The 4,535-nt window shown below is 69.8% G+C and carries 4 protein-coding genes and 2 pseudogenes; 3 read left to right on the top strand and 3 right to left on the bottom strand.

All coding sequences use genetic code 11. The features are described from left to right. The 3 genes and pseudogenes from AB0C69_RS38600 to AB0C69_RS38610 all read left to right on the top strand — a co-directional run. A pseudogene (locus tag AB0C69_RS38600) lies at positions 1-86 on the top strand (transposase); the annotation flags it as partial. A gap of 46 nt (positions 87-132) precedes the next feature. Further along, positions 133-1,944, top strand: coding sequence for a glycoside hydrolase family 48 protein (locus AB0C69_RS38605; protein WP_360360980.1), 1,812 nt, complete (start codon positions 133-135; stop codon positions 1,942-1,944). 27 nt (positions 1,945-1,971) lie between these two features. Next, positions 1,972-2,151 (top strand): annotated as a pseudogene (locus AB0C69_RS38610) (DNA polymerase IV); the annotation flags it as partial. On the opposite strand, the gene AB0C69_RS38615 reads toward AB0C69_RS38610, so the two are convergent. The 3 genes from AB0C69_RS38615 to AB0C69_RS38625 form a co-directional block, all read right to left on the bottom strand. Then, positions 2,091-2,801: a PIG-L family deacetylase gene (locus AB0C69_RS38615; RefSeq protein WP_360360983.1), complete on the bottom strand. Its 711-nt coding sequence runs from the start codon at positions 2,799-2,801 to the stop codon at positions 2,091-2,093. The pseudogene AB0C69_RS38610 and the gene AB0C69_RS38615 sit on opposite strands and share 61 nt — an antisense overlap. Continuing rightward, on the bottom strand, positions 2,743-3,534 hold the full coding sequence (locus AB0C69_RS38620; RefSeq protein ID WP_345180614.1) for a carbohydrate ABC transporter permease: 792 nt from the start codon (positions 3,532-3,534) through the stop codon (positions 2,743-2,745). Before AB0C69_RS38620 ends, AB0C69_RS38615 begins: the two co-directional genes overlap by 59 nt. Then, positions 3,531-4,535 (bottom strand): sugar ABC transporter permease (locus AB0C69_RS38625; protein WP_360360987.1); only part of this gene is annotated, 1,005 nt, incomplete at its 5' end. The genes AB0C69_RS38625 and AB0C69_RS38620, both read right to left, overlap by 4 nt.

A 4,535-nucleotide genomic window follows, 5' to 3' on the forward strand; every position in this document is an offset into this window, starting at 1 on the left:
GGCGGTGGCGTGACCACCGGCAGGTGATCAACGGGATCTTGTGGAAGGTCCGGACCGGCGCGGACTGGCGGGACGTGCCCGAACGGCTACTTCAGCCCCGAGGGCATCCCGTACCACTCGGTGGAGACGTTCATGGTCGAGGCCCCCGACCACGGTCACGAGACGACGTCGGAGGCCTACAGCTACCTGATCTGGCTGGAGGCCATGTACGGCAAGGTCACGCAGAACTGGGCCCCCTTCAACGCCTCCTGGGCGCTGATGGAGAAGTACATGATCCCGACGCACGCGGACCAGCCGACGAACTCCTTCTACAACGCCTCCAAGCCCGCCACCTACGCCGCCGAGCATCCCGCGGTGAGCGACTACCCGTCGCTGATCGACGGCAGCGTCCCGGTCGGCCAGGACCCGATCGCGAGCGAGCTGAAGTCCGCCTACGGCACCGACGACATCTACGGCATGCACTGGCTGCAGGACGTGGACAACGTCTACGGGTACGGCAACACCCCCGGCGGCGGCTGCGAGCAGGGTCCGAGCGCGGACGGCCCCTCCTACATCAACACCTACCAGCGCGGTTCGCAGGAGTCGGTGTTCGAGACCGTTCCGCAGCCGACGTGCGACAAGTTCGCCTTCGGCGGCCCCAACGGCTACCTCGACCTGTTCATCAAGGACTCCTCCTACGCCAAGCAGTGGAAGTTCACCGACGCGCCGGACGCCGACGCGCGCGCCATCCAGGCCGCGTACTGGGCGAACGCCTGGGCCAAGGACCAGGGCAAGTCGGGCGACGTCTCGGCCACCGTGGCCAAGGCGGGCAAGATGGGCGACTACCTGCGCTACTCGTTCTTCGACAAGTACTTCAAGAAGATCGGCGACTGCCACTCGCCCTCGTCCTGCCCGGCCGGGTCGGGCAAGGAGAGCGAGCACTACCTGCTGTCCTGGTACTACGCGTGGGGCGGCGCGAACGACACGAACGCCGGCTGGGCCTGGCGCATCGGCGACGGCGCCTCGCACTTCGGCTACCAGAACCCCCTGGCCGCCTACGCGCTGGTGAACGACGCCGCGCTCGCGCCCAAGGGCGCGACGGCCAAGGCCGACTGGAGCAAGAGCCTCACCCGGCAGCTCCAGCTCTACAAGTGGCTCCAGTCCGCCGAGGGCGCGATCGCCGGAGGCGTCACCAACAGCTGGGAGGGCAGCTACAGCACGCCGCCGACCGGACTGACCGAGTTCTTCGGCATGGCCTACGACTGGCAGCCCGTCTACCACGACCCGCCGAGCAACCAGTGGTTCGGCTTCCAGGCGTGGTCGATGGAGCGCGTGGCCGAGTACTACCAGGTCTCCGGCGACGCGTCCGCCAAGGCGGTCCTCGACAAGTGGGTCGCCTGGGCGCTGTCGCAGACGACGGTCGACCCGTCCACGGGCGGGATCAAGATCCCTTCCACCCTCAAGTGGACGGGGCAGCCGGACGCGAACTGGTCGACCGCCACCGGGATGCCGCCCGCCAACACCGGGCTGCACGTCTCGGTGCAGGACTACACCGACGACGTCGGCGTGGCCGCCGCGTACGCCAAGACGCTGACGTACTACGCCGCCAAGTCCGGTGACGCCGCCGCCAAGCAGGCCGCCAAGGACCTGCTCGACGCCATCTGGAAGCACACCGACGCCAAGGGCGTCTCCGTCCAGGAGACCAGGTCCGACTACAAGCGCCTCGCCGACCCGGTCTACGTCCCCGCCGGCTGGAGCGGCAAGATGCCGAACGGCGACCCGATCAACTCCAGCTCGACCTTCATGTCCATCCGTTCCTTCTACAAGAGCGACCCCGACTACGCGCGCGCGTGGGCGTACGCCAGCGGCCAGAGTTCCACGCCGCCGGTGTTCACCTACCACCGCTTCTGGGCCCAGGCGGACATAGCCCTGGCCATGGCCGACTACGGCCGCCTCCTCGGGTGACCAACGCGCGAGGGCCCTTCGCGACGCCTGTCGCGACGGGCTCTCCGCTCGTCCAAGGGGCCCGCCACCAGGCGCGACGCCCGTGTATGCGAACATATGTTCGTGTCCGCCGGTGCGACGATCCTGCATGCCGACCTGGACGCGTTCTACGCGTCGGTCGAGCAGCGGGACGATCCCGCCCTGCGGGGGCGGCCGGTGATCGTCGGGATGGGCGTGGTGCTGGCGGCGGCGAAGTAGGCCTCGGTCGCGAGCCGCGCGGCCTGCTGGTGGTTGCCGTGCTGGCCCGGGAGCGGGGCGGGGACCATGGTGACGATCACCTTCGGCCGCGTCTCGCGGACGAGCCGGACGACCTTCTCCAGGGTCTTTTCGTGGTCCCAGGTCTCGGCGGTGAGCGGCGTGCTCACCGTGTAGTAGAAGTCGACCTTGTCCAGGTAGTGGATGTCGTTGACGCCGGCCTTGCCGACGGCGCGCCGCTCCTCGTTCTCGCGGAGCAGCCCGAGTGCCGGGCCCTCCTCGGTGCCGGAGGCGTTGCCGCCGCCCTCGCCGCGGGTGACGGTGAGGACGCCGATCTTCGCCTTGTCGTACTCGTTCCACTGTCCGAGCGTCGACAGTGCGCCGGCCTCGTCGTCGGGGTGCGCCCCGACGAACAGGACGTCGAGCCGGCCGTCGGCGGAACCGGACCCGCCCGGGCCGGCCGCCTGCGCGGGCGGGCCCGCGAAGGCGACGGACATGGCCGCGAGCGCGGCGGACAGGACTGCGGGTAGGGCGAGTCTTCGCATGAACTCTCCTGTTCTTTCCCTACTCCTTGACGGCCCCCGAGAGCATTCCTGCGATGAACTGGCGCTGCAGGAAGACATAAACGATCACGATGGGCGCGGCGATGATCAGCGCGCCCGCCATGAGCAGTGAGTAGTCGGTCTTGTGGGTGCCCTGGAAGAAGGACAGCCCGAGCGGCGCGGTGCGCAGCCCCTCGTCCGAGTTGACGATCACCAGCGGGAGCAGGAACTCGTTCCAGGTCCACATGGTGGTCAGCAGCACCATGGTGAGGATGGCCGGGCGGCCGACCGGCACGAGCACGCGCCACAGCGTCGTCCAGCCGGACGCTCCGTCGAGGCGCGCCGCCTCCAGCAGCGACCGGGGGACGCTGCGGAAGTAGGCGCGCATCCAGAACGTGCCGAACGCCACCGACATGGCCACCTGCGGGAGGATGAGCCCGGCGTAGGTGTTGTCGAGCCCGGCCGACCTCAGGTCGAAGTACAGCGGGACGACGATGGCCTCGGTCGGGATCGTCAGCCCGGCCACGAACACCAGGAACAGCACGCCGGAGCCGCGGAACCGCATGGTGCCGAGCGCGTAGCCCGCCATGATCGACAGCACCGCGGCCGTGACGACGGTGACGACGGTGACGATGACGCTGTTGCGCAGGTAGGTGGCGAAATGGCCCTCGCGCCAGGCCGTGCCGAACGTGGACAGGTCCGCGTGCGGCAGCTGGAGGGCCTGCGCGACGACCCCGACCATCGGGAACACCGCGATGACCGAGAAGACGACGAGGATCGCGTGGTTGACGAACCGTTCCGCCCGGACGTTCATGCGTCCTTCCCTTCCACGAGCCGCCGGACGCCGGCCGTGACGGCGAACGCCAGCACCGCCAGCGTGACGCCGATCGCGCAGCCGAGGCCGACCTCGCCGGTGTTGAACGTGCGGTTGTAGACCTCGTAGGCGGGGACCTTCGTCGCGTCGCCCGGCCCTCCGGCGGTGGCCATGTAGATGAGGTCGAAGTTGCGGATCGCCATGATGGTCGTCAGCGTGAGCGCCACCGCCAGCTCGCGCCGCAGCCCGGGCAGGGTGACGGCGAAGAACTCGCGGACGGCCCCGGCGCCGTCGATCCGCGCGGCCTCGTACAGCTCCCGCGGGATCTTCTGCACCCCGGCGAGGAACAGCACCATCGCCAGGCCGATCCCCACCCACGTCCCGACGGCCCCGACCGCGGGCAGGGCGAAGGTGAAGTCGCCGAACCAGCCGCGCCGCCAGTCCGGCAGGCCGACGGCGTGCAGCCAGCCGAGGACCGTGTTGACCGGCCCGTCCGCGGAGTACACCCACTGCCATGCCACGGCCACCGCCACCATCGCGACGACCTGCGGCAGGAACAGCACCGTCCGGAAGAACGTCAGGCCGCGGACCTTCGTCCGCGACATGGCCGCGACCAGCACGAACGCGATGCAGCACGGCAGCACCGAGTAGAACAGGATGAGGACGAGCAGGTGCCCGAACGCGCCGCGCAGCGACGGGTCGGTCCATGTGGCGGTGTAGTTGGAGAACCCAGCCCACGTCGCCTCGCCCAGGCCGTCCCAGTGGTAGAGGGAGAACTGCGCCCCCCGCGCCAGCGGCCACAGCAGGAACGCGCCGTAGACCAGCAGGGCGGGCAGGGCGTAGAGCCAGCCGATCCGGCCTGGCTCCCCGGGGGACCCGGAGAGGGCGCGTCCCTGCCGCCGTGCCGCGCGCGGGGCCGATGCCTCGCGCCTGGACTTGGGGGTCTTACGCCGCGCGACGGTCGTCATGTGCACGCCTTCGTCCGCACCGGCTACCGGCTG

This window comes from Actinomadura sp. NPDC048032, from assembly GCF_040653175.1.
Classification (GTDB): domain Bacteria; phylum Actinomycetota; class Actinomycetes; order Streptosporangiales; family Streptosporangiaceae; genus Spirillospora; species Spirillospora verrucosospora.